Annotated in this window: 33 protein-coding genes; 25 read left to right on the plus strand and 8 right to left on the minus strand. The window is 32.3% G+C overall.

Annotated elements, in window-relative coordinates:
* The first annotated feature begins 179 nt into the window (after positions 1-179).
* The 4 genes from SCI76_RS01375 to SCI76_RS01390 all read left to right on the plus strand — a co-directional run bounded on the left by SCI76_RS01375 (position 180) and on the right by SCI76_RS01390 (position 2743).
* Positions 180-725 (plus strand): SMI1/KNR4 family protein, encoded by a 546-nt coding sequence (locus SCI76_RS01375; protein WP_048019280.1) that lies wholly within the window; start codon positions 180-182, stop codon positions 723-725.
* Between the two features lie 86 nt (positions 726-811).
* Positions 812-1450 (plus strand): hypothetical protein, encoded by a 639-nt coding sequence (locus tag SCI76_RS01380; protein ID WP_255901079.1) that lies wholly within the window; start codon positions 812-814, stop codon positions 1448-1450.
* Between the two features lie 418 nt (positions 1451-1868).
* On the plus strand, positions 1869-2423 hold the full coding sequence (locus tag SCI76_RS01385) for a hypothetical protein (protein WP_048019282.1): 555 nt from the start codon (positions 1869-1871) through the stop codon (positions 2421-2423).
* A 149-nt stretch (positions 2424-2572) separates the two neighbouring features.
* Positions 2573-2743 carry a hypothetical protein gene (locus SCI76_RS01390; protein ID WP_155404454.1) on the plus strand — a complete coding sequence of 57 codons (171 nt, stop codon included), beginning with the start codon at positions 2573-2575 and terminating at the stop codon, positions 2741-2743.
* A 123-nt stretch (positions 2744-2866) separates the two neighbouring features.
* On the opposite strand, the gene SCI76_RS01395 is transcribed toward SCI76_RS01390, so the two are convergent.
* Positions 2867-3175, minus strand: a complete 309-nt coding sequence (locus SCI76_RS01395) for a DUF3139 domain-containing protein (RefSeq protein WP_048019283.1) — start codon at positions 3173-3175, stop codon at positions 2867-2869.
* Between the two features lie 578 nt (positions 3176-3753).
* A complete protein-coding gene (locus SCI76_RS01400) occupies positions 3754-4647 on the minus strand; it encodes a DMT family transporter (protein WP_048019284.1) in 894 nt (297 codons plus the stop codon).
* Between the two features lie 395 nt (positions 4648-5042).
* Between SCI76_RS01400 and SCI76_RS01405 the strand changes: the two genes are divergently transcribed.
* On the plus strand, positions 5043-5474 hold the full coding sequence (locus SCI76_RS01405) for a hypothetical protein (protein WP_048019285.1): 432 nt from the start codon (positions 5043-5045) through the stop codon (positions 5472-5474).
* Between the two features lie 138 nt (positions 5475-5612).
* On the opposite strand, the gene SCI76_RS01410 is transcribed toward SCI76_RS01405, so the two are convergent.
* The 3 genes from SCI76_RS01410 to SCI76_RS01420 form a co-directional block, all read right to left on the minus strand.
* Positions 5613-6224, minus strand: coding sequence for a hypothetical protein (locus tag SCI76_RS01410; protein ID WP_048019286.1), 612 nt, complete (start codon positions 6222-6224; stop codon positions 5613-5615).
* A 118-nt stretch (positions 6225-6342) separates the two neighbouring features.
* Positions 6343-6753: a hypothetical protein gene (locus SCI76_RS01415; RefSeq protein ID WP_048019287.1), complete on the minus strand. Its 411-nt coding sequence runs from the start codon at positions 6751-6753 to the stop codon at positions 6343-6345.
* Positions 6754-6853: 100 nt separating this feature from the next.
* Positions 6854-7285: a hypothetical protein gene (locus SCI76_RS01420; RefSeq protein ID WP_048020711.1), complete on the minus strand. Its 432-nt coding sequence runs from the start codon at positions 7283-7285 to the stop codon at positions 6854-6856.
* Between the two features lie 531 nt (positions 7286-7816).
* On the opposite strand from SCI76_RS01420, the gene SCI76_RS01425 reads away from it, so the two are divergent.
* From SCI76_RS01425 to SCI76_RS01465, 9 genes are all read left to right on the plus strand, one after another.
* Entirely contained in the window at positions 7817-8500 is a 684-nt protein-coding gene (locus SCI76_RS01425; RefSeq protein WP_048020715.1) for a DUF2711 family protein, read from the plus strand.
* A gap of 89 nt (positions 8501-8589) precedes the next feature.
* Positions 8590-8991, plus strand: coding sequence for a DUF4304 domain-containing protein (locus tag SCI76_RS01430; protein ID WP_048020720.1), 402 nt, complete (start codon positions 8590-8592; stop codon positions 8989-8991).
* A 93-nt stretch (positions 8992-9084) separates the two neighbouring features.
* On the plus strand, positions 9085-9495 hold the full coding sequence (locus tag SCI76_RS01435; RefSeq protein WP_048020722.1) for a hypothetical protein: 411 nt from the start codon (positions 9085-9087) through the stop codon (positions 9493-9495).
* The gene (locus tag SCI76_RS01440) at positions 9492-10091 is read left to right on the plus strand and encodes a hypothetical protein (protein WP_230683501.1); all 600 of its coding nucleotides are present in this window, start codon (positions 9492-9494) and stop codon (positions 10089-10091) included. Before SCI76_RS01435 ends, SCI76_RS01440 begins: the two co-directional genes overlap by 4 nt.
* Positions 10092-10234: 143 nt before the next feature.
* Complete coding sequence (locus tag SCI76_RS01445) at positions 10235-10588, plus strand: DUF2185 domain-containing protein (RefSeq protein WP_048020727.1); 354 nt, start codon at positions 10235-10237, stop codon at positions 10586-10588.
* 111 nt (positions 10589-10699) lie between these two features.
* Entirely contained in the window at positions 10700-10858 is a 159-nt protein-coding gene (locus tag SCI76_RS01450; RefSeq protein ID WP_155404477.1) for a hypothetical protein, read from the plus strand.
* Positions 10859-11038: 180 nt separating this feature from the next.
* Positions 11039-11617, plus strand: a complete 579-nt coding sequence (locus tag SCI76_RS01455) for a DUF4240 domain-containing protein (protein WP_407544941.1) — start codon at positions 11039-11041, stop codon at positions 11615-11617.
* Positions 11618-11639: 22 nt separating this feature from the next.
* Entirely contained in the window at positions 11640-12311 is a 672-nt protein-coding gene (locus SCI76_RS01460) for a hypothetical protein (protein WP_048021464.1), read from the plus strand.
* Positions 12312-12454: 143 nt separating this feature from the next.
* Entirely contained in the window at positions 12455-13000 is a 546-nt protein-coding gene (locus SCI76_RS01465; protein ID WP_048020729.1) for a DUF4241 domain-containing protein, read from the plus strand.
* Between the two features lie 100 nt (positions 13001-13100).
* On the opposite strand, the gene SCI76_RS01470 is transcribed toward SCI76_RS01465, so the two are convergent.
* Positions 13101-13781: a hypothetical protein gene (locus SCI76_RS01470; RefSeq protein WP_048020730.1), complete on the minus strand. Its 681-nt coding sequence runs from the start codon at positions 13779-13781 to the stop codon at positions 13101-13103.
* 244 nt (positions 13782-14025) lie between these two features.
* Between SCI76_RS01470 and SCI76_RS01475 the strand changes: the two genes are divergently transcribed.
* The 6 genes from SCI76_RS01475 (at position 14026) to SCI76_RS01500 (ending at position 18595) form a co-directional block, all read left to right on the plus strand.
* Positions 14026-14394 carry a hypothetical protein gene (locus SCI76_RS01475; protein WP_048020732.1) on the plus strand — a complete coding sequence of 123 codons (369 nt, stop codon included), beginning with the start codon at positions 14026-14028 and terminating at the stop codon, positions 14392-14394.
* Positions 14395-14441: 47 nt separating this feature from the next.
* On the plus strand, positions 14442-14789 hold the full coding sequence (locus tag SCI76_RS01480) for a hypothetical protein (RefSeq protein WP_048020733.1): 348 nt from the start codon (positions 14442-14444) through the stop codon (positions 14787-14789).
* Positions 14790-14838: 49 nt separating this feature from the next.
* Positions 14839-15165: a DUF6678 family protein gene (locus tag SCI76_RS01485; RefSeq protein WP_048020735.1), complete on the plus strand. Its 327-nt coding sequence runs from the start codon at positions 14839-14841 to the stop codon at positions 15163-15165.
* Between the two features lie 99 nt (positions 15166-15264).
* Positions 15265-15516, plus strand: a complete 252-nt coding sequence (locus SCI76_RS01490; RefSeq protein WP_407544945.1) for a hypothetical protein — start codon at positions 15265-15267, stop codon at positions 15514-15516.
* 437 nt (positions 15517-15953) lie between these two features.
* Positions 15954-16385: a VOC family protein gene (locus SCI76_RS01495; RefSeq protein ID WP_013084307.1), complete on the plus strand. Its 432-nt coding sequence runs from the start codon at positions 15954-15956 to the stop codon at positions 16383-16385.
* Positions 16386-16966: 581 nt separating this feature from the next.
* Positions 16967-18595 (plus strand): FAD-dependent monooxygenase, encoded by a 1629-nt coding sequence (locus SCI76_RS01500; RefSeq protein WP_048020738.1) that lies wholly within the window; start codon positions 16967-16969, stop codon positions 18593-18595.
* A gap of 297 nt (positions 18596-18892) precedes the next feature.
* Here the strand turns inward: SCI76_RS01500 and SCI76_RS01505 are convergent, their stop codons facing one another.
* Together SCI76_RS01505 and SCI76_RS01510 are read right to left on the minus strand one after the other, a co-directional pair.
* Positions 18893-19741: a class I SAM-dependent methyltransferase gene (locus SCI76_RS01505; protein WP_048020740.1), complete on the minus strand. Its 849-nt coding sequence runs from the start codon at positions 19739-19741 to the stop codon at positions 18893-18895.
* A gap of 672 nt (positions 19742-20413) precedes the next feature.
* Positions 20414-21007, minus strand: a complete 594-nt coding sequence (locus SCI76_RS01510) for a TetR/AcrR family transcriptional regulator (protein ID WP_168760813.1) — start codon at positions 21005-21007, stop codon at positions 20414-20416.
* A 148-nt stretch (positions 21008-21155) separates the two neighbouring features.
* Here SCI76_RS01510 and SCI76_RS01515 point away from each other — a divergent pair, with 148 nt between their 5' ends.
* The 5 genes from SCI76_RS01515 to SCI76_RS01535 all read left to right on the plus strand — a co-directional run bounded on the left by SCI76_RS01515 (position 21156) and on the right by SCI76_RS01535 (position 25113).
* Positions 21156-22151 carry an acryloyl-CoA reductase gene (locus SCI76_RS01515; RefSeq protein WP_048020743.1) on the plus strand — a complete coding sequence of 332 codons (996 nt, stop codon included), beginning with the start codon at positions 21156-21158 and terminating at the stop codon, positions 22149-22151.
* A 346-nt stretch (positions 22152-22497) separates the two neighbouring features.
* Positions 22498-22914 carry a MarR family winged helix-turn-helix transcriptional regulator gene (locus SCI76_RS01520; protein ID WP_407544948.1) on the plus strand — a complete coding sequence of 139 codons (417 nt, stop codon included), beginning with the start codon at positions 22498-22500 and terminating at the stop codon, positions 22912-22914.
* Positions 22915-23018: 104 nt separating this feature from the next.
* Entirely contained in the window at positions 23019-23465 is a 447-nt protein-coding gene (locus SCI76_RS01525; protein WP_048020746.1) for a GNAT family N-acetyltransferase, read from the plus strand.
* Positions 23466-23812: 347 nt separating this feature from the next.
* Complete coding sequence (locus SCI76_RS01530) at positions 23813-24370, plus strand: class I SAM-dependent methyltransferase (protein WP_048020747.1); 558 nt, start codon at positions 23813-23815, stop codon at positions 24368-24370.
* A gap of 56 nt (positions 24371-24426) precedes the next feature.
* On the plus strand, positions 24427-25113 hold the full coding sequence (locus tag SCI76_RS01535; RefSeq protein WP_328180139.1) for a response regulator transcription factor: 687 nt from the start codon (positions 24427-24429) through the stop codon (positions 25111-25113).
* Positions 25114-25334 lie beyond the last annotated feature (221 nt).

The following is a 25334-nucleotide window of genomic DNA, read 5'->3' on the forward strand; positions in this document are numbered from 1 at the left end:
GATCAAGCTTTATTCTAAAGTGACATGGATTCGCTGTACGAACGATAAATTTAACACCTCAACAAGCCCTTGTTACACAAGGGCTTGTTGAGGTGTACCAGAAGAGGTATTATGTTAACTAATTTTGTATATCATGTTCACCTTGAAAGATTTAAAATTATGTTACAGAGGTGATGACAATGTATGAGTTTCTAGAAGAAGAAATAAAAAATATATACCAAGATGATAATAAGAAATTACGAACAAAAACAGTAATGTATGGGAAACTCGAACATAGATGGCATACGTATCTACACCCTAGTTTGACAAGGGAAGAGGTAAAAGAGTTTGAGTCAAGGGTAGGAATTAGCTTTCCTTCAGCATATAAAGAATTTCTTTCTTTCTACAATGGTTGTTACTTATTTGATTTATTAAGAATGGGTGGAAAAGAACTTGAAAGTTATAAAGGCTTGACTATTGAAGAACAAGTACGTTCTACTGTTGATGTAGAGGATATTCAAGGGATACATTTGAGAAAGCGTACGCCTAAAGAACATTTCATTTTTGCAGATTCTTTGGTGAAAAATACTTATTATGTAATGAATAAGGATGAAAATGTAGTGGAAGTTGATTGTAAAACAAAAAAAGTAATAGAAAGCTACGATACTCTTAAAGATTTTATTGTCCAGATTGTTCAAGAAGGTAAAGATAATATAGCTAATGAGATATATTTTGAATTTAAATAATCACATAGTTTGATTTAAAGGGAATAAACCTGTAATTTAGTCTATTTACATGGCAGAATATAAAGGTTACAAAGGAAAAGGTAGAGATGAATGTAAATAACAAACGGTTTTTAGCTAAGTATGAACCTGCATCAAAAGTAGGGGCTTATAAGTGGGACTATAAATTTGATAATAGCATTGAAGCAATGCGGTTAGTAAATAGATATCTAATTGAAAAAAATAGGCTATTCTCGTTTTTGAGTAATAATGGTTACTTTTTTTATATTCTGCAGGCTGTTGAGGGCCAGAGTAAAATACAAAAACTATTATATGAAAGAAACCTTCAAAAGAATGGATTTAAAGAGTTAGACTATTCTTATGTAAAGGACGAAAAGGATTACACACCTTTTGTGTCGGAAGAGATTCGAACGATTAAATATTGTTATAAGAACTTAACTAAGTATGATGATGAACAATTCACTCTTGATCTGTTTAACAAAAGTTTAGATACAGTTATTTTATTTTCTGAAGAAGACATTTCTAAAAATTTAATAGTTGATTATTTAAAAAATGAGGAATCACATCTTTGGAGAAATAAAGAAGCAGGTGGAATACTTAATTTTTTAAGCGAGAAAAGGATAGGTTTAATATATAAACATGGTTATTTTTTTCATGAAGAAGCTACTGCACGACCAGAATTAGAAGAAATGGTATTTATATGTTACGTTCCTTGGATACTAAATTAGTTAACAAAATAAAAAGCCACCCATTATTTGCAGGACAGGTGGCTTTTTACTATAAAATGCATGTGCAGACATATAATAACACATTTTTTACCTTACGGACTATATTTTTCTGTACGAGCATATGAATAAAACGTTCGCTTTTTATACATGTCTCTTACCTCCGTCTTCAAGAGAAACCTTGTGAGATCAACGATGTATAAAAAGCTGCATAAGCGATAAAATTAAAAAGCAAACGAGCCCTTGTGCGCCAAGGGGTTCTTTTTGTGATGTGTTCCGGAAAGAGTGTTTATGTAAACTATCTTTGTATAGAGTATACAGGAAAAATATCATTTAAAATAAGAATGTTTTGTATAATGTATTTCTACGATCTCAATTGTAATATTTAGTTTTAAACAAAAAACGGGAGTAAGATAATACTATGAAATGGACAAAAGTAAAAGGAAATATAGAGAGTTTAATTTGCGATAAATTAAAACACAGATTAAGTATCCATTTGACGCAATATAATGTTTCTCTTGGTGAGCAAAAGCGTATATGGATTACTCTAAATAAAAAGGAAGTCTTCAATGCGTCTTCAGCAAATTATTTAATGGAACATGATAAACTTTGGGCGGAAATAAGAAAGAAGACTGAGAAACCTTTTCCCGACTGTTTATATGAATGTTTTCCACAGTTTATTGGCAAGACGAACGATTCAGACTACACTGCAGTGATTCTAGAGGATAAAGGTATCTTTAATGTCGATCTAGTTTATGATGCATTTATTGAGTATCCTCAACTATCCATTGACAATGCTTTAAATTCTGAGAGTGTTATTATCAAAGCCTTTGCACTGTTGGATAAAAGGCTAGGTAAGAGAAAGTTAAAAAATTTGAGATACAGTTCCAGTGTTCATCCATTAATCTTAGCGTTTTACAAATTGAGATGTGAAGTTGAAGGGATTATGACCTTTGAAGACATACCTAATTACTAAAAAAGGCTCTTTTCAGAGCCTTTTTTGGTGCTGGTAATCTGGATTATGGTAACTAGAAATGAATATAGTATATAACGTCAATTAAATCCATTTTCTGATAAAATAGTAATTAATAGTAATGTTATTGCCTGATGGAGGAGTGGATTAGTATGTCTGATAAAGAGAAAAAGGAATCAGAAATTGAAAAGCCTAGCCTAGATAGAGCAGGGATGAGGTCTTATATGGGGAACCCAGAGAAATTTGAGTTCTCGCTTTATGGAATTTTAATGGCTTGTGTGCCTTTAATAATAGTCGGAATTTTTATTTGGTATAACTGGTAAAGAGCTTGGATCAATTGATCCAAGCTCTTTTTTGCTACTGGTAAGGTACATTATGTGAACTGTATTGGTATCAGGTTACAACTTATTGAAATAAAGACATGTGTATTTAGTACAGAATCTTTTTCATTTACCGTATTCTTTTCCATTCAAAATATAGGATTCCAGAATAACCTTATTGTTTTTAGCGTTTTTGTAATAGTAATATTTCTTTTTGTCACCTTTAATTTTCACATAAACCAACCAATTTTTATCACCCTGGAGATTCCCCATAAAGGGACTTATTTTTTCAATATTATCTTCACTTATATGCTTCTCGTTTACCAGATAATTTTCTACTGCTGCTTTAGCAGAATGTTTTTTGTAATTTATATAACCAGAAAAACCAGCTATTCCAAGTGCTAAAAATAAGATTATAATTACTATCTTTTTCATTACATTGACTCCTCTTTATGATCAAAATAAATACTCCATTTTAGTGTAATTTTACACTAAAATGGAGTATTTGGATACTCTTAATCTAATAATTCAATTTGTTCCGGTAAAATGTTTTATGTTAACTACAATCCTATAGGGTATATACTCATAAAACAGAAAACTACCATCGGGGAAGAAGCGTTTTTTCTGTTTTTGGATGTTATACAGTATTCGCCATATTGGATGCCTCAGGGCGTACAAAGCGTCTTAAGTAGCTTGTTCAAGTGTCACAGCATGTATGCCATTTTCACAGAGCAAATTCGCAATATCTTATTACATAGAATAAAGAAAAAAGACTACCTTCTGAATAGGAAGATAATCTTTTTTTCTGATTTTATTTAAGTGAGTTCTACGAGTAGATGCCCTAAAACATCTCGAATAGCTTGCTCATGTTGGTCTGCCTTATTCGTTTTATAAATAAAAACAGCAAATGCTCCTGGTTCCTGCTGAGGAGCGTTTACTGATATGAACGTGACTATTTTTAGACGATGCTTGGAAGCGTAATTTTTAAATTATAGAAATAGTAAGTATCAATGTTATACGTTTTTCTTTATTATACGAGTGGTCTTATGACTCTGAACATTTGGATAAGCAATTCCACTTAGAATGACAATTACACCAATCCATTGAAGGAAGGTGACGGTTTCGTGGAGAACAAGTGTAGACAGAATTACGGCCGTTGGTAACTCTGATGCACTTAGAATCGTTCCTAAGCTTCCGCCTACTTTAGGCATGCCGATATTAAATAAAAGAGGTGGAACAAGTGAACCGAATAGTCCAGTAAGAAGACCGTACATAAATAGCCCACCTGTAAGCTCACCATTTATAAGAAATACTGGTGGTAAACAAATAAAGATAAGTAATGACGCTCCGGTTGTCATAATAGCGCTTTTATAAATAGGGTGCACAGGTATATTGGTGTTTCCACTTATCAAAATAAAAAAAGAAAAGGAAATAGCAGCAAGTATCCCCCAGCCAATTCCAGCCAAAGAAAAAATGATTCCTGTTTGCAATAATCCAGAAGCTAGGACAGAGCCGAAAAGAATAATTATCGTTGACATTAAGCTTTTTCGACTTGGTGCTTCTTTTGTAAAGACATATTGCAAAACCATACTTATCCATGTAAATTGCAATAGAAGAATGATAGCAAATGAGGCATTAATATAATCAAGTGCTTGATTATAAAAAATACCTGTTAGCCCCATCGGTATGCCTCCTATGGTCAAAGTAAGCCATTGTTTACATTTCAAACGTTTCTTTGGAACAAAGATTGCAATAATCCACAACATGATAGCACCAAAGAAGTATTGACTTCCTGTCACTTCACTTAGTCTAAATCCCTTACTGTACCCCAATTTAACAAACGTTGATACGAATCCATAAGAGCACCCCCCTAGAAAAACAAGTAAGGCATAGTTGAAAATCTTCATTATAAAATCCTCCATAAAATACAATAAAGCCACCCATCTCCTATAGGAGATGGGTGGCGAAAAGTAAAAGAATCAATTTAAACGAAAAATCCACCTGCTGTAAACAGACTTTTACAGCTTTTAGTTATTTTAATAACTTATATTATAGAATTACCACTCCTAAGTATCAAGCTGAAATTTAGAGGAGACGATGGAAGAATAATAATTTCCGATAAAAATGTTTCATATTTTAAAAATGTATATAACATACATTTTCATATTTTAAAAATGTATATAACATACATTTTTAAAATATGAAAATGTGTTGTAAACTAATTATCTAGAAAAAATATCATATTTTGTTATTTTTTGTAGTTTTAAATCAAATTATTCCAAAGGGAAGAGAGTGAGAAAAAATGAGTTTAGATCCAAACAAAACATATCATCTTGTTGATGTACATTCTGGAAAAGGGTTATCTTACGAAGTTTATGCAAGTTACGATTATGTTCGAGAAGTTGAAGGAGCAGGAACAGCATTAAAATTTGAACCTGTGGACGATTTTGGATCATATAAAATTCGAATGACTGGTTCTCATTGGGATAACTATAATTATCTAACAAAATCAGGTAAGGAATGGATTTATCTTGATACAAAAGATAATGCAACTGTTTGGACCTTCCAACGTGATAATGAAGGAGATTTAACTCGTATCTGGCAACAAGGTCATGGACGTACAGCTAATTGGAGATATTACGAAAGTGGTTCGAAAAAATGGCTTGGAACGGATGAAGATACTGACGATATACATTCACCTACAAAAAGATTTAAAATTATTGCAGCAGGTTAATAGAGCTTATTTTTATATTTCTATGTTAATGACAAAGAGCAAACTCATAAAAATATGGGTTTGCTCTTTTTATTTTAATAAACTTCCTAGAGTATGGATTATGGTAATTAGATTTGTAAAGCTTATAAGATATAAGAATCAATCTTCATATTCCACCTCAGCCCCTTTAATATTTTGGGGAAAGGAGCTAATAATTGAATTAGTTGAAGAAAATAAATCGTCATTAGATAGGGAAACAACAGATGCACCATCGTAAAAAATCCAAAACACTGTGCAATCTTTTCGTAATGTAACAATAGGCATTTGAACCTTTTTTCTCCCAAATAAGGTTTTCATATCCCGTTTTTCAAAGCTAAATAAATCTTCCGAAAGAGACCAAGCAGCAAAGCAATTCATACTTCCTTGGCTATATAAAAAAGGCATAACGACTTTAAAGTGTGTATAATCTTCAATTTTAGCTTTAATAAAAGTCTCTCTGTCTACTTTTAGTTTTACATATTCAATATTAGCAGATGAAAATACATTACCTATTTCTTCTGCATCGTAGCTTATATATGTAAAAAGTGCATATATCGGAAAACTGTTTAATTCTTTCATCCATTTATTAATAAAGGTTTCTATGTCTACATCATGACCTTCATACTCTACAATGTAAGGTGCATCGCCATCTATTCCGAAGGGAAACAAACCACCCCATGAGGGAATATCACCTATGTAGCTTTTGGAAAGAAACCCTACTTCAATATCCATTATATATTCTCCTTCAATACTTAAAGTGTATTTTAAGTATAATTATAACTGATATGTAAATAAGTTCCTATAAGCTACGTTATGGTAACTAAAGGTGTATAGCGCATACAAACTGTTTTTAGTGAGAGGGAACCGTTTTAAATACATATTTCAATATAATTGAGCTGATTCCAAAGGGGACTGAGCAACTTAGGGCAAGAATAAGAAATGGTTTAAATTCTAGGAAAATGCTTATACCATCACTTAGCGAAAATATTAATAAAATGATTGAAGTCCCTACAACTCCAGAAAGGACGTACAGTAGGAATTCAAATAAAGCTTTATACTTCTTTGTATCTCTTATAATCGTGTCAATCATTATAGAAAATGGAAGGCCAAATACTATAACAAATGGAATAAGGATCAATCCAGTCACGAATTGGTCAATAAAATCAGTAAAATCTATATATCTGCCTTCCAGGAATAAAATTGAAAAAGCTAAACTACCGCAGATGGATGAAATAATCACTGGTATAATCTTTGTTTTCATAAATGTAGTCTCCCAATAGAGTTTTATTATTTATATTAGGACCTTAAGTAAATAAACATTTTATTTCTATTTACTACCGAGTAATATGGATAATGTTTATCTACTGTACAGAACTCTTTTTTAATCTATAGTTCAATAAAATCGAACAAATCCCGAAGGGAACGGAACAACTTAAAGCGAGAATACAAATAGGTTTGAATGCCAACAGATTTATACCGTTTGTACCATCATCTAATGAGATAATAAGTGAAACTATCGTTGCACCTATCATTCCAAAAATAATGTATAGTGCTATTTCAATTAATTGTTTATATTTCTTATCTCTATTTTTAATTACAATATCAATTAAAATAGATGAGGGGATGCCTAAAACAATAACGACTGGAACAACATACATTAATCCAAGAACTAACCCAGCTATCAAATTACTAAAAGTAAGTTGTTCATAGGAAGAAGTATCAAGGGCTCCTACAGCAACTACTAAACTACCACATAGAGAAGAAATTAGCACTGATATGATTTTTTTAAACATAATATAATCTCCTATTAAATTTCTTAATTTATATATAATAGCATTTTTAGTAAATAAACACTTTATTTTTATTTACTACGGAGAATATGGATTATGGTAATTAACAATCTATTAGATAAATGTGTTAAATTTAATAATATCGGGGGGATATACTTGATTTATTTAGTTTGCACAATTATAGTTTCAATAATTTTTATCTTCAACATTGTTAAAGATAGAAATTTTATATGGTTATGTATGTTTATACCTATGTTGATAGACATTCTTATAGGGAAGATTCACTTTTTAGATTTTATAACCAATGGTTACAGGACTGCTATTTTTATAATTCTTTATATTTCAATATATTTCACTGTATTTTTATATGGCATTGATAAAATAGATCTTGAAGAACAACCTGACAATTAAAATATATTTTAGTTGTCAGGTTGTTTTTTGTGTCGATAAAAAAACATTATGGTAACTAGAAGTAAATGTTCTATACATATAAAATATACCTAACTAAGTACATTAAAAGGAGATGTTCCTATATTGTTGGATTATATACGGTTAGACTGGGATTTACCTATTTTACCTCAATTACCTAATGGCTTTAAGTCTGCTGCTATTCTATTTCATCCTTTTATTCAGATGCCCTATGGTTGGGAAAAAACAAAGAGAGAAAATCCTTATCAGCATATATATCCTAGTGATGAAGAAATGATTAACCTTGGCGAACCAATATCATGGATAGAAGTAATGTCTAAGAGTGGCTTAAAGTCTTATAAGGAATTATCCTTAGCGTTGCAAACTTCTACTGGTGCGCTTGGATATAAATATGAAAGGGAGGATTTAGCCAATCTATTAAATTCCTATCTTGAAACTATTCCTGATTTATATTATCCAGATTCTGATTGCACTTCACTATTTATAATAGATAGTTTATTAAAGGTTCTTTGTTCAAAAGGGGCAAATACTTTATATTTTTCTGAACCTATTCATGACACAAATGGTTCATTTAAAGTCATTGATATCTCACCTTTAGAAATAGCTAACTTATCTCCTAACGAGTCAATTATCACAGATGAAAATATGGATTTTGCATTTATGGGGATCTATGATTCGTTTATAACATTGCTTTTAGCTAAGGATACAAATATTGAGGATATAATTAAATCCCACAATCTTGAAGCTTTAATATGTGATAAAGAAGTATCCCCTAGTTTGTTCCTTTAGTAGGGGCCTAGAATAGATTTTATGATAACTAGAAGACTATAGTATATAGGCTTAGGGCTATTACAAAGAAAAGAGTAAGGAGTGCTAAAGTGTCTGTTGAAAGAGATAATATGATTAATTCTTTAAGAAAAAATGTTATTCCTACTTTGAGAGATCGTGGTTTTAAAGGTTCCTTTCCTCATTTTTATCGAAAACTGGAGAATCGTGTTGATTTGTTAATGTTTCAATTTAGTGCTTGGGGTGGAGTGCTCTACGTAGAGGTTTCTAAATGTTCTCCAGAAGGTCATATAGATGTATCTGAAACGTTTTATACACCTAGCAAGGTAAAGGTCTATAATATTGATACCGCCCATAGACAAAGGTTAGGAAAAGAAATAGATGAAATGTTTAAATTTAATAAAGATAACACAGAAGTGATTTCATTGAACGTGAGAGAATCATTGAAAGAAGGGGAAGAATGCTGGAATTCTTCTGCTAATTGGTGGGTTTAATATACATAATTAAGTAACGATAAGAGTTGTTGTGTACACTTAAGTTGTATATGATATTCATAGTTATAAGTGCTTAAAAGGTGGGGATATTGTATGAAAGATAATTTGATAAAGAAGATATATGAACAGGGCTATCCTAATGCACAAACTGCACCTTTAGTGTGTCTAGAAGAGTTTTTTAAAGGTAATGAAGATGAAGGTTCTATTGGCTGTAATCTTATGGACCATCCAGGAATTGATACTTTTTATTCTGTTTTACTGGAAATTAAAAGTAAGCCAAGTGTACAAGACGTACTTGTTGAAATTATGGAAGTGGAAGACGAGGAATATTGGCCATTTTCGGAAAGAATATATATCCTATCAAGCGCTAATCCCGAAGAAATAGAGGAATGGGTTAAAATCTTAGAACCTGACGAAATAGAAGAAGATTATATGTTTGGTCCCCCCCCTATTGCTCCAGAGTTGTATCCTAATCATAAAGTGTTCGGAGTTTGGTGGGATTGATAAATAAAGCTTTATCTAGTGCTTACGAAACTGGTTCTTTTTATGAAGGCAATATGGACTTTAGAGAATCAATTTTTAATTTAGAGCCAAAATTGATAGAACTCGATGATCTTGAAACTTTGAAGTATTTATATTTCAAAGTAAAGGACATTTCTCTACGTCATAAATTACTCTTGGTGTTACGAGATATCTATAATTCTCAGCTTGGTGAATTTTTTCAAAAGGCCTATAAGAAAGAGCGAGATTTAGAAATGAAATTAATAGCTGTACGTGGTTTAGTGAAATACGTTGAAGAAAATGAAATACGTAAAATTATGAATCATTTCATGAAAATCTTGATAAAGAGGCCTAAACACACTCCTTACAATTATAAAGAATATGAATATTTGCGTTCACCAAGTGGATTACCTTATCTAATTAAGGAATATAATTATAACTGCTTTCATCAAGTATTAGAGCAAGTAGAAAAACAGTATGAAGCTATGCCCTTCCAGTTTAAGAATCATTATACGTACGATGAAAATGATAACATAGTCGAACTACGAAGCCCTGATGAGACTAATCAAATAATTGAAGACTTCTTTAAAATAAATTAACTTCTAAAAGACGTTAGACTAATGTTCTAACGTCTTTTGCTACCTAAAATACATTTTATATAAATAAGATATACATATTCAATAGAATTATAGTATCTTAAATAAAGCTGAATAGATGATAGATTAATTGAGGAGCATAAAACATGTTTAATTTTAGAAAAAAAGAGAAGAAATTTTATTTAGATGCAAGCCAAATAAAACAACTTATTGATTCATATGAAGGATGTATTGCAACTGATAGGATTACAGTAGATGGTTGTAAGGTTGGTTATATGTATAGAGAAGAACCCTATGAATATAACGAAGCAGATAGTGGTTGGAGGTTTCTTTCTGGAGATGAAGATGATCGTTACATGAATAACTCTAAAAAACATGGTGTTTATCTGGTAAATACAATATGCAATTATGATCCAGATATAATGCCGTTTCTTGATGCAGAACCTGGTACTGCATATATTCGTGATGAAAAAGGTAATTTCGTCCTTGATGAGGAATAAAACCTTCCTGTTGATACATTACTTTAAATAAGCTTATATATGATAGGTTCTTTTAACGTTCCTTGTTATTCTACTTATACTTACACTTTTAATTGAAAGGAATGACATATATTGAACTCAAAGAGAACCGTGCAAGTAGGAGATATATTTGCTGCTCCATTGCCGATGAATAAGTATGGTGCAGTTAAAGTAATGGATATCATTAATCGCTCTTATCTTTTTGGTATTACAAATTATATAGGTGAACAGATGCCTGCAATCGATGATTAGAATGTTTGTCAGATTTTAATTACAAAGTCTTTACTTAATGAAAAAGAAGAACCTACATTTAAGTGGGTAGATGGAAGATTACCTGAAGAGTTAATCTATATTGGAAACATTCCTTTATCTCAAGAGGAATTAGGTATAGAGTCAAATGTGTATGGAGGGATATGGTCAAAAGAATGTGCGATGGATGTTTACTATAAATGGCGAGAAGAAACAGATCCTCAAGGGTTTAAACTTGAGATGCAGAAGAAAATAGAAGAAGCTGACGCCTATGCTGGTAGAAACAAGATTGTGAAACCAAAGAAAATGATAGATGATCAAGTCTTCTGGAACATTATTTCTTTATTAGACTGGAGTAAAGAAGATGCAGATGAGATTGTAGAGGCTGTTATTAAGGAACTTTCTACTTTCACTGCATGGAAAATAAGACATTTTGAAGAAACTCTCTCTTATAAGCTTTTCTTATTAGATACAGAAGAACATGCAAAAGAAATTGGTGAATACAGTTTTTCTCAACAAGATCAACACTTTTCACCTGACCTTTTCTTATATGCCAGATTTGAAGTCGTCGCTCATGGTAAAGAAGTTTTTGAAGATATCGTATCCAATCCTTCAAAAATGCTTAAGGACACTGAATTTGAAATTTTATTGTCTCTTTCATCAGAAGCTTATTATGTAAAAAAGGGTAAAGAATTCGAATATGAAAGTGGATGTAGTTATGAGACATTTTCGAATAAAGAAGGGTGGTCAAATACTCTTTAAGAACAAAAAGTGGGTGCTTACAATGATAAATAGACCTTATGGACAGCATTGGAAGGGGCATAAAGGCTTTAGAGCTATTGAAGGTAATGATGTTTATAATCATCGTTTTGGAGGACAAGAGTGGAATGTACCAAAATGTCGGTTATGTGGGGAAGATTTACATCAGATTTTATGTTTTGATCTAAAGGATGATCGATTAAGTGAACTTAGAACTTCTAAACTAGAAGAACTACCTTTAACATCATGCCTAAATTGTTCTACTTTATGGGAGCCTCAACTATTTCAATTAAATCCTGCAACAAAAAGTGTTACTGTTTTGATTCAAAATGATAAGGAAAAATGGATTCAAGACGAAGAAGGTAAAATAACTGTTCCTCTTCCTTATGCGAAATTCAAACTTATCGATATGTTAGAAGAAGATATACCAGTCAATGAAGATGCCTACTACGATGCATTTGACTTATTTGGTCAGGAGTACATATGTAGAGTGTTGGGAGCACCTCTATACGTTAACAAGCCAAATGATATAAGCTGTCCAATCTGTAACCATGACATGCAATATGTTTCCAGTATTACTCATGATTTTGAAGTAGATCTTGTATCCGTAGTGGACCTTTTCCTGGGAGAAATGATTATATACTTTTATTTTTGTAAAGAATGTTTAACCCTAAAAACAGAGATACAAGGTACATAACAACTACATAAACCATAAAAGCCCTTTTACGGGCTTTTTGTACTTCTACTTAGATTGATTATGTGAACTTGTTTTGCATATCCTATGCACCTTCATTTAGAGAACTAGATGAATTAAACTATTAGATAAATGGGGGTAAAAATATGAATAAAAAAATATTAGGTTCTTTCGAGGTGAAAGGAAATCAACTTATTGTTTCAGATCCTTGTTATCCAGTAGAGGACGCTTTTGACAAAAGTGACATATTATCTTGGGTATTGGAGCCAGCTAAAAGTGGAGAATGGGAATCGATTGTCTTCTTCACTGAAGATTTTACGATAACTAAATTAATAGCCTGTCACCGTGATGTTGAATTGGGTTCAGAATGGACAGAAACAGGTAAAAATATCGGCGTTGATTCTGCTATGGCGGGTATATTTGATGCATCCGTTTTCGGTAGAGATGAAGCTATTTCATATGAGGTAAAAAATATTTATGAGATAGAAATGGATGAAGAAGGCATGAAATATTATGTTGCGTGCTCAGACATTATCGCTTCTTCTGATGACGAAGCTGGCATCGTAGCAGGTGGTACAGTTTCAATGTCTGGTATAGGTGATGGATACTACCCCGTTTTTGTTCAACAAAATGATCAAAATGAAATTGTTGCTGTTTTATTGGAATTTTACGTAGAAGATGAAGAAGAATGAAGAAGTAAGAGACTTTCAATAAAGGAAGCCTTTTACTTCTTCATAGAGTTTTGTATATGGTAACTAAGGATGTGGATACCATATACAAGTAGAAATTATATTATAAAGGGATATGGACTTCTTTCATCCAACTGCTTGTTTTAGACTTAATAGTAATCAATTGATTGCTTTCCCATTTCAACTGTCCTAAGAATCTAGCATATACAACTTCATTCCCAACTTCTTCTACCAGTAGCTCATTAATTATTCTTAAGCCTCTTTCATTGTACACTTCACACCATAATTGAAATCCAGAATATCTATGTACTCCCCTTAACATTGCTAAGAGCTTGCGATTAGGGCTTTTCTTTGGTGTTTTTGCAACTAAAAAACTGGCTTCATAACCTTGGCTAACTATTTCTTCTAGAGCTTCTTCTACATAATTCTGTGTAGTTACTAAAGAAAATGAAGAGTATTTTTCTAAGACAGGTACTACATAGCTTCTAACTATGTTACAAAATGCTTGATATTTTTCTTCAACAGATTCTAATTCTATAAATAACATATAATCATCTGGAAGAAGGATTTCAACCTCCTGAAAAGCTTTCATTTCTGAGTATGATATGTCCTTATTGGGGTCGGCTAGACAATATAAAGTAATACTGTTAAGTTCGTCTAATTGTAATCCTAGATCCTCTAATTCCCTACAAAAAATCAATTCGAAAACCCTAAGTCCGTGTATATTATTGTAATGCTTTTTAGGTCTTTTCTTTGCCCAATCCATAATATGAATATCAAACATTTAAATGGTGTCCCTTCTTGTTTATAAATAAAAATTAAATATTACTTAGCTAACTACCATTTTAAACATTAATTTTAGAAATGCTACTAATCACTGTGATTACGTTAACTAACTTTGTATGGAATATACATAAGGTAATTGAAGAGTATTAAAGTATATGGGAAAATAATTGAGGAATTTTTGTTTTTTAATATTGTGCAAAGGAATCTATTTAAATAAATAGTTACGACCAAGGAGCAAACAAATGCGAGATTGTCCCGAAGAATTAGACTTTATTTCATTATTTGAATGTATTCCAATTAAAAAGGACCAAAATGAGAGCTTTTTGTACGATGAGTCCACTTTTACCTTTACGAGCGAAATGAACAGGTTTGAAGTGAAAATCTCACCATTCTATAATTTTTTCTCGCTTTCAGTAAAGGATTTAGAAGATGATGAGATCTTTTACTACAGTCTCGAATCGGTTACAAAGATTGAGATCATGAATGATAATAAAGAAAGCAAAGCAATTCGATTATTTATAGATCAAGGAATTGACCGTTTTATAATGATTATGGATTTAGTATTTAGACCCAAATTTAAAGTTGTGCTAAAAGAGGTTTCAGATTCCTAGAAGGAACATAAAATATATAAACTATACACCTTTAGTAAGGAGATTTAATGAGAAAATACATAATATTAGATATGCCTATAAATGACATTAAGAAAGTTATGATAGTGGACATCAAAGATGAAGTAAATATGTTTCTTTATAATACGTCAGATGATGTACCTTCAATCGTAGACTATAGTTTTGAAACATTACAAGAAGCTGAAGACTTTTTTAGCAAGGAATTTTCAAAAGAAAAAGATAGTATAGCTTCCTGGATTTATGTACCAAATCCAACTAAGGATTGTCAGGAAGATATTATTAAACCAGTAAGAATTAAAGCTATAAATACTTGTAATCCTCAATGGGGGACTTATGAGGAATTCGTAAATGGAAAGTGGATAGACATTAAGTTTTAGCACACCTACTACCAATAACGCACTTAGGGCCACTAAGGGGGAGTTTTTCATGAGTTTTTATGAATATCAATCAGTAATGAATAACACTAAATGGCAAAAAATTAGAAATGCAATGAACAATTGTTCTATAAATACAATTTGGAGAATACAGAATTTCAAAACTAAGTATATAAGTAATTGGGATGGAGATTGGTTTTATCATTTCAAAGGTAATTATAAAAACATTGAGTGGTTAGAAATAAAGGTCGAAAATTTAGAAGAGAAGGATCAGGTGATAAATATACTTAGAACAATTAACATACCAGGAGAAACAAAAGATGATGTTATAAAAGTTTATGGCTACGTTCAAAACAATAATCCTATAGATTATTTATAATAGCTAGTGGTTCTTATAATCCTAGTTATGATAACTAGAGTCTCATACTAACTATTTCTTGACCTCCAAATAAGACAAGAATATGAAGAAAGGTATTGTATGATAAAAAAACAAGACCGACAAAAAAGATTAGAGTTTCTATTTGCAATGAGAAAAGAATTAGAGAAAAAAGAGGATAAAGGGCCTCTTTTTTCAGAATGTGTAAATGCCTTAGGTAAAGGCGTTATTATTTATTCTCCTGAAAAAAGTGAAGAAAGATATTACTCGTTTCAAAAAGAGGTCCTATTCACATTTTACGGAAGGATAGAATGGGATAAATTTGATAAATACTGCGTAATCACTTATTTATAAGATGCAAAAAGCTTAATAAATGACGATGATCTTGAGATATATTGGAGTACAAACAATTTTCCTGTACTAAAGACAAACTTTGAGAACATCTTAAGCGTATATGACGATGTTGTAGCTGTAGGTAGTGACACTTTTCTTTATGTAGAAAATAAATACGTAATAGAAATTTATCATGACGGAGAAATGAGAATAGGTTTTTTAAATAATTTCCGATAACACGTTTTATGGTAACTAGGTTTGTATATGGTGTACATAGAAATCTACGTTTTCAGATGTACGTGTATCTTTTTTCTTAATAAACTAACGCTGCAGGATAACCCAATGAATTTGTTGTATAGATATGTAGTGAGAGTTATGACTAAATCAAACGTGAGTTCTTTTTTCATCTAACTGTGATTTAGTAAAGTCTAACTAAAATTTTAAAAGAGGTGTTTTTAATGGTTTTAGGAATTTATCCTTATTTAGTTATGAACGGTAATGGACAAGAAGCTGTTAAATTTTACGAAAAAGCATTGGATGCAAAAGTTATTGGAGTTCAAACGTTCGGAGAAATGCCTGGAAATCCAGAATTCCCTACTCCTATAGAAGCAATAGACCGTGTAATGAATGCGCACTTAAAAGTTGGTGATAATGATTTGATGCTTTCTGATACATTCCCGGGTCAACCATACCAAATTGGATCACAAGTAACGGTAGCTATCACTATAGACAGTGTAGAAAAATCAAAAGAAGTATTTGAAAAACTGAAAGAAGGTGGTCAAGTAGGAATGCCACTTCAAGAAACTTTTTGGAGCCCATCATATGGCCAAGTAACAGATAAATTCGGTGTTACTTGGCAAATTTCCACACAACCTGCTGATAATGAGTAATCAATGAAAAGCTGTTATTCTTATTATCTCAAGAATTCTTCTCATGCAAGCTTTTCTTGGTTGGGTTCCTGAATGTGTTTTATATTAACTAAGGATGTGCATCACATACATTTAAAGAAGAAAAACCCACCTAATTTGAGAGGTGGATTTTTCTTTTAGTTAAATATTAAGGGTGTAATTGCTTGTTACTTACATATCATTTAATATTTTTGTAGGTATTTATTATAACCTATCAAATCATTTTGAGAAAGTAAAAAATGAAAACGATTACTTTTATATTTCCTACCGATAAAATCCATTATGAGAACTTAACATGTATAAAATAGAAGAACACAGACAGTAAGATAATACAGAATAGAACACATGTATAAAGTCAGGAAGTGTTTGTTGTTTCCATTAACATTAGTGAATATTCTTTTAAAAGTTATAGAAAAAAACGCCCCTTATTTGGGGCGTACTCTATTATCATTATAAAACATAACCTAAAAACAGTCTACAATTTCATTTTTTTTTAGGTTATAGTTTGATTACTGAATTCAGTAAGACCCATGGGTACATTTAAATTTGAAAGGAAAATTTCTATGATACACAAACATGTTCCTGTTTTAATAGTAGGTGGTGGTCTTAGTGGACTTACCTCTGCTCTCTTTTTGGCACGTCATAACGTTGATTATTTACTGATTGAAAAACACACTGGTACAGCTATCCATCCAAAAGCTGGAGGGATTACATTTCGTACGATGGAAATATTTCGACAACTTGGATTGGAGGCAGCTATCCGGACTGCTAGCGAACCATTAGATAATATTCGTGGAAGGATTGCTGTAGAGACAATCAAAAGCATAGACCCTGAGAAATTAGAAACTGCGGAGAATTCCCAAAAAGCTCTTGAAAAAGAGAGAATAGAAAATTTTGAAAAGGTGAGCCCTTCAAAGCCAGCATCTTGTTATCAAATTGAACTAGAACCTATCCTTCTTCAAGCTGCTAAAGAGGGAAAAGGGCATATACGCTATAATACTGAACTTATAGAGTATCAACAAGACGATTTAGGAGTTATAGCAACTATAATAAATAGAGAGACAGGAACGAAAGAAAAAATTCGAAGTGATTATTTAATTGCGGCAGATGGTGCTAAAAGCACAATTCGTCAACATACAAAAATTCCAACTACAGGAAGAGGAGTGATCGGCGGACATTATATCAACATCTACTTTCAGGCTGATCTAAGTCGCTTTCTGAAACCGAGCCAGTTTGGCTGGATTCAAATCCTAAATCCAGAAGTATTTGGTGCGCTCATCACTGTTAACAATCGTGATGAATGGATTTATCATGTGGCCTATAATCCCTCAACTGGAGAAAGTCCAGAAGATTTTTCTGAAGAGCGATGCTGTGAGATTTTAAAAAAAGCTATAGGAGTTTCAAATCTTGATATTGTCATCTTCAGTATTTTACCTTGGGCAGCTGCAGAACAGACAGCCACTCGTTTTCAAGATAGTCGAGTCTTTCTAATTGGAGACGCAGCTCATCTTATGCCACCTACCGGAGGATTTGGTTCGAATACAGGTATTCAAGATGCTCATAATTTAGCTTGGAAACTTGCTGCAGTGATACACAAACAAGCTCATCCACGATTGCTCCAAACTTATCATAATGAAAGACACTATGCTGCAGAAGTAACAACGAAATATGCCAGTGATTTGTTATTTAATGTTATAAAGAAAGGTGTAAGCACCCTCAATAGTATGGACCATACTGCAGTTACTGTAGGGTATAAATATAACTCAACAGCAATTATCAAGGAAAACTCCGATACACCGCATAGAATGGATCAATTAGAACTAAACGGAAGGCCAGGTACTCGTGCTCCACATATGTGGTTGAAGTACCAAGGTAAGCGTATATCTACCTTAGATCTAATAGGTGAAAATTTCGTCTTATTTACGGGAAAAGATAATAGCCTTTGGCGCACTGCTACCCGGAATGTATCTTCTCACCTAGGTGTTCCTATTAATGTTTATGGGATTGGTTTACAAGGAGATTGTGTTGAGTGTGAGGATGAGGACGAGGATAGCTGGGAAGCAGTGTACGATGTTACCTCTCAAGGAGCTGTATTAATAAGACCAGATGGTTTTGTAGCATGGCGTACAAAAGAAGGCGAATCAAATCCTCATCTAACTCTTAAGCAGGTCATGACTAGCGTACTATGGTAAATAAACTAATACGCATGCTCCTGACTTAAGATTAGTTAAAAATTAAAGAATATAACACCTCAAAAGGCATACGTGTTAAAACGTATGCCCTGTGAGTGAGCTTTCATAAAAATTACAAAATATCAATATCAGATATTGCAGACAGATAACACATTGTATCTCTTATCTTTTGATCAACTGTTATATTAACTAGATATTAAATTTAAAAGTATTTACCTTTATTATTTACTCTTATCGGCGGCAAATTAGCAATTTTTCTATAAAGTATTACACTTCTAAATTAAAGAGTATGAAAGTTTATTCAACTACAGCTAGTGCAAAGTACACGTTTTTATGCGCCTTTAAGTTCACATTTAATCCTGTCATATATCGTTTCTCAATATCCGTCGGGCTTAAATTCTCAAGCAAATTCAATCCGAGTTCTGCCATTTCTTGCTTCATACTAGCTGGATCAAAACCTGTTTTCATTGGCTCTCCTATCTTATTCATCATTTTTTCTTTCTTTTTCAAATCAGTGGAAGTAGTTTCCTCATCAAATTCATCTACACTGAAGTAATCAAATACTATCATGCTCCCAGAGGGAGTTACTTTAGGTATATTAGTCAGTGTTTTATATACTTCTTTTTTGGATAAATACATTGTAACTCCTTGCCAGCTAAAAAAACTTTTGGATAAGGCAGAATAGTTTAGTGATGAATTGAGTTTATTTACTATATCCTCCCGAGTGAAGTCAATAGAAATGTAATGTAGGTTTTCTGGATGACCCCAACCCACCTTATCGACACGTTGACGTTTAAAACTTTGCGTCGCAGGATGATCTAGTTCAAATACATTAAGACTCTTTAACAAATCAGGATATCTAAATGCAAAAGTATCTAAGCCAGCACCCAAGATTACATACTGTTCTACACCAGTTTCAATCGCCTTCATAAAACAATCTTCTGTGTATCGAGAACGGGTGATAGAGGCTGTAGAATTCATTAAGGCTTCTTTTGGCATAATCTTCTCTATTAATTTTTTTTGTTCTTCAGGAACTAGTTCGTATGCCAAAAAGTCATTGAAAATTTTGTGGTTTGCATATTTTGAGTGAATACCTCGAATATAAGCTGTCATCATCGCGGTAAAACTGATTTGGTTTTCTTTCATCTATGAATCTCCTTTTGCAATTACATTTGATTTTAACATTCAAATACTATTTTACCTTTAAAGGATTATTCCAGAAAATGGCCCGTTGGTGGTATAACCTTATATTACTTTTACTATAGGAAACCCCTTCAGATGGAGGATTTAATAAAATTTGGTAACCAAGTGCTGTAATTTTTTATTCTATAATTTCTACTTCACTAGCTACCTTTAAATTCTCCCCTCATTGCTTTTATATGAATACTAATCATATTCTGTATTTTATTGAAAAAAGATTTAAATACTAGACTAAAAAAAAATACAAAAATGTGGTATTATAGAGGTGGGAAATGAATGATTTTTATTAACAATAATAATTTTCAAATAGATATTTTGAAGAGAAATATGAAAAAACCTGTATTTTTAAATACAGGTTTTTTGTTTCTTATAATTCACATTATGGTGACTAGCTTTGCATATGATATGTCTAACTTTGATTATTGGATTGTTTCTACCGATAGCTTATAACACATATGCTTGTTATGATAAAAATCCTTAGTTATCTAATTTTTATGGAAATTACATATTATAAAAAAGAGCAAAGCGTCATTTGATTTTAGACTTTGTTCTTCTTGTTTATCATTTAAAGTATAGAAGGTAGACAGTTCAGACAGATTAAAAAGTCAAAAAGAGCATCTAATTAACTTTTAGCAAGTCTAAAAAGCTTTGATAGCAAGTCTCTTTGTAATATTGATGGGAATTTATATCTTCGTTCATTAGCCATTGAATGAGCAATCCATCTATAATAGCGCGCATGGTTTTTGAAGTGTTTTCTATATTAATATTTTGTTCAAACACTCCTGTTTTCTGACCAGAAGTAATAATGTCAGATGTAATGCCCCAACAGTTTTGATAAAAATGATGATTAATTTTTCTATATGTTTCATTTTGACCTGCCTGAGACAAGAAATCTAAATAAACTCTATAAAATTTTGCATTTTTCTCAGGGGCGACAAACACTGAGTTTACATAAGCTTTTAATTTACCCAAGGGAGTAGACTCTGAATTCACTGATGCAAGCTCATAGTTATAGATTTTATTTGTAAGCCACTCAAGGAGTTGAGATAAGGTATCTTCCTTATTCTCAAAATAATAATGGACGACTCCTTTACTAACTTCTGCATGATCAGCAATACTCTGTAAGGTAACCGAATTATAACCTTGTACTGACATAGCTTGGAAAGCTGCTCTTAATATTTGATTCTTTCTCTCTTCTGCTTTTTTCTTCATAATAAACCTCCAGCAAACTAAACGTACAAATTAGTATACAACATTTTATAAAATTTGAACAAAAAATTATTCTGACCGGTCAAAAAAGTTTGACCGGTCAGAATAATAATGTATACTAGAAGTAGTTTCACAAAGGAGGAATGACAAAATGAAAGATCAATTCAAAGCGCTAGTAGTAGACAAAGTTAATGATGAATTTTCAATGAATGTAAAAAATATTTCTCTAGAATTTTTGCCTAAGAGTGATGTCTTAATCAAGGTACATTATTCAGGGATTAACTATAAAGATGGGCTAGCAGGTACTCCTGATGGTAAAATCGTAAGAAATTATCCATTTATACCAGGAGTAGATTTAGTAGGTGTAGTCGTTTCTTCTAATGACCCTCGCTTTCATGAAGGAGATGAAGTCATTGCAACAAGTTACGATATAGGTGTTTCCCACTTTGGTGGATACAGCGAATATGCCAGTATTCCAGGTGATTGGATTGTACCTTTACCTGAAAATTTGACTCTTAAAGAAGCCATTGTAGTAGGAACAGCAGGCTTTACGGCAGCCCTATCTATACAACGTCTAGAGGAGAATGGGGTATCACCAGACAAAGGAAAAGTTCTTGTGACAGGTGCAACCGGTGGCGTTGGCAGTTTTGCGGTCTCATTTTTAAACTCTCTGGGTTATAAAGTAGAAGCTAGCACAGGGAAAGAATCGGAGTATGAGTATTTACGAAAACTCGGAGCTCATTCCATTATTTCAAGGGATATGACGTATGGAGGAAAGGTTAAAGCCTTAGGGGCACAAAAATGGGCTGCAGCCGTTGACCCTGTTGGTGGAGATCCTCTGTCCTCTGTTTTAAGTCAGATTCAATATGGTGGTTCAGTTGCTGTTAGTGGGTTAACAGCTGGGACAAAACTGGCCTCTACTGTTTTTCCATTTATTTTAAGGGGCGTCAACTTACTTGGCATTGACTCTGTATACTGCCCAATGGAAACACGTTTGAAAATATGGAAACGCATAGCAACAGATTTCAAACCATCAAATTTTGAAGATTTTATCTCACAAGAAATTAATTTAAATAAGCTTCCTACTGTTCTTCCTAACATATTAAAAGGGCATGTAAGAGGAAGAACGATTGTAAAATTAGTCTGATAAGAAATTTATATTGAGATTTCTTAATGTCAAAAATCACGCACTATAAAAGATTTTTAAAATATTTGAGAAATACATCCAAAAAAGTTAAGGGTTAAACCCTTAGCTTTTTTGTTGCCTAGAAGCCGTATTATGTGAACTAAACCTATATATATACAGATAAATGTTTTATGTGATATAGGACTTGTGTACTTTGATTTCTTTTGTTATTATATCGCATATGACGACATAATTAGAGGGCATCATTTTTTAATAGAATAAGCGTTAGTATATCTATTTCTCTCGTTATTATGCCTATTAATCGTTAATATATCGTATATAACGATGTATAAGAAAGGACTAAAATATGGATGTTACGAAAATTAATGACTCATTAACCGATATCTATTTTTACTTGCACTATAAACATGAAGAAACGTTAACCCACCAAAATATTCGATGTATGCAAATGATTAAGAAGAAAAAAGAGGTAACGGTAAAGGATTTATCAGAAGTGCTTGATGTTACCCATCATACGGCTTCTGAACATATTAAGAGACTTATTAACAAAGGGATCTTAGAAAAAGAACGTTCTGCTTATGACAAGAGAGTTGTTTATGTAAAACTTACTCCTTACGGCGAAGAAGTCTTGAAACGAAACACAGAATTAGATAAAGAAAAGTTAAAAATGATTTTAGAGCGACTTTCATTGGAGGAACAACAGAAAATTATAAATGCTTTTTCTGTGTTAAGAGAAGAAATAAAACATGTATATTCCACTTAAAACGATTAATTTTTAGCTATACACCAAATGGTATTGGTACAACCGTTAGCAGGAAAGAAAATATATTGTTGACCCATTTTATATGAGATAAGGATGATGAAAAGGTGAAATTTTGTAAAGCCACTGTCAATGAAATTGATCAATTGATTTATTTAAGAAAGAAACAATTAGTTGATGAAGGAATTGAGCCTAATCAAGAGATTGATACGGAACTAAAAGAGTTCTTTACTAATAAAATGAGCGATGGTTCTCTAATTGAATGGATAGTAGAAGATAATGAAGAAATAATTGCAACTGGTGCTATCGTCTTTTATGAATTTCCACCTACCTACACCAACAAGAGTGGCAAAAAAGCTTATATTACCAATATGTATACGAAAGAAAGTTACCGTGGACAAGGAATTGCCACTAAGTTATTAACTAAACTAGTTGCTGAGGCGAAAACAGCAGGTATTATAAAAATTTGGCTTGGAGCCTCAAATTTAGGTAGGCCCGTATATAAAAAGTTTGGTTTTAAAGAGGCTGATGAATGGCTAGAATTAGACATTTAAAAATTAATACTTAGGGTTAAGGTTACCCCTTCAGTATATATAGAAAACTGAAGGGATAGTTCTATAGAGACATTATTTCCAATAAGACGTTTTATGTTAACAAGTATACAAGCAAAGAAATGGGGTGCTAAAAAGGTTGTTTTCTCTGAATGACTGAAGGTTTAGGTTAAGTTAATGCCCTCCTTTTTTAAGACCAGCAAATAACGTTTACTTTCAGATTCTTTATAAAAGTTATCTTTTCATAAGTATTTCTTAAGAATTGTTAAGGTTTTTCCTCGTATCGTATTAAGGTTTTGGCATTAAACTACTGCTTATAACCTATCACCTGAAGAAACGAGGAGAAATAAATGAATGCCATGCATTTCATTCAAGAATATTTGAGACACCCGCGTGCAGTTGGAGCTATTATGCCTAGCTCTAAATCATTAGCTAAGAAAATGATGAAGCCTATACCATTTGAGGAAATAACGTGTATCATTGAATATGGTCCAGGAACAGGCGTATTTACAGAAGAAATTGTTCAAAATAAACGGAAAGACACCATTTTCTTAGCGATAGAAGCCAATGAAACATTCTATAATATATTAAAGAAGAAATATGGACATATCGAGAATGTGTACATTATTCATGACTCTGCTGAAAATATAAGTGCCTATTTAAAACAATATGGCATTGAAAAAGTAGACTATATCGTATCTGGATTGCCTTTTACAAGCTTACCAGGAACTATTTCTACACAGATCTTACATGAGACAGGATCTTTGCTGGGACCAGAAGGCAAGTTCATTACATTCCAATATTCGAAAGTAAAACGCTCTTTCTTTGAATCCTTTTTTACTACGATTCAGTATGAAAAAGTGTATAGAAATGTTCCACCAGCTTATGTATTCGTATGTAATAACTAATCCTATTCATGTTCTCTAGTTTATATTGAATTTAAGAATAGAAAGAGTGAAGAAACATGTCAGAAAGAACCATCCTTATTGTCGACGATGAAGACGAAATCAGAAATCTTATGTCCATTTATTTAAAAAATGAAGGATATCAAGTAGTAGATGTACCGAATGCTGCAACAGCTATAGATATGTTAAAAAAACAAAAAATTGACCTGATTATTCTAGATGTGATGATGCCAGGGATGAATGGGATAGATGCGTGCTTAAAAATTAGAGAGGAATATAACATGCCTATTATCTTTTTATCGGCTAAATCAGAAGACATGGATAAAATTCACGGCCTAGCCAGTGGAGCAGAAGACTATGTTACGAAGCCTTTTAACCCATTAGAACTGATGGCGCGTATAAAATCTCAACTTCGTCGATACTATATGGCGCCTGAAAGAGAGGTTTCTTCCCACTTTTTAGAAAAGGGAGACTTAAAAGTGAACGGAAGAACAAATGAAGTGTTTGTAAGAGATCAAGAGGTTCGTTTAACTCCTAAAGAATTTCAAATTCTCTCTTTATTACTTCAGCATCAAGGACAAGTATTTAGTATTCAACAGATTTATGAAACTGTATGGAAAGAACCTTTTTATAAGTCGGATAATACAATTATGGTCCATATGACAAAAATTAGAGACAAAATAGAAGAGAACCCTAAAAAGCCAATCTATATTCAGACTGTATGGGGCGTAGGCTATAAAGCATGAAAACGAGAAATAATGCAGACAAAATTGGAGGACCATCAGTCAATTTGAACACAAAATTATTCCTTATTTTTATTATCTCCTTGATTGTATCTATCCTTAGCTTTTTTCTTTTTATCTTCATAAATCCCCAATTTGGGGATATCCGTAACCAACAAATAGAGCAACAAAAAGAGGAAGAGACTATTAGAAAGCTCCTTGTTCAGCTCACTCATTCAATCGAA

This window comes from Priestia sp. HNGD-A6 (assembly GCF_045784335.1).
GTDB classification, from domain to species: Bacteria; Bacillota; Bacilli; order Bacillales; family Bacillaceae_H; genus Priestia; species Priestia zanthoxyli.